Below are 303 nucleotides of genomic sequence, written 5' to 3' on the forward strand. Positions count from 1 at the left end.
GGGCTGACGGACCGATCGCGGCGGCCCTATCGCCACGCCAATCAGCTTCCGTTTCAAATCGAGAAGCTGATTGTGCGCCTCAAGCAAGACAAGCCGACATGGGGTGCGCCGAAGATACGCGAGCGGCTGGCCCGGCTGTATCCGGATGTGCACCGGCCCGCGATCTCGGCCGTGCATGCCGTGCTCGACCGCCACGGCATGGTCGAGCGCCGCAAGCGCAGGCGCAACAGGGCGACGGGGACACCACTTTCAAACGGCTGTCGCCCTAACGATCTTTGGTGTGCCGACTACAAGGGCGAGTTC

Annotated in this window: 1 pseudogene; it reads left to right on the forward strand. The window is 64.7% G+C overall.

The window, feature by feature from the left end:
* Positions 1-303, forward strand: a pseudogene (locus EN884_RS38430) (helix-turn-helix domain-containing protein); the annotation flags it as partial.

This window comes from Mesorhizobium sp. M7A.F.Ca.AU.001.01.1.1 (genome assembly GCF_004022735.1).
In the GTDB taxonomy this organism is placed as follows: Bacteria; Pseudomonadota; Alphaproteobacteria; order Rhizobiales; family Rhizobiaceae; genus Mesorhizobium; species Mesorhizobium ciceri.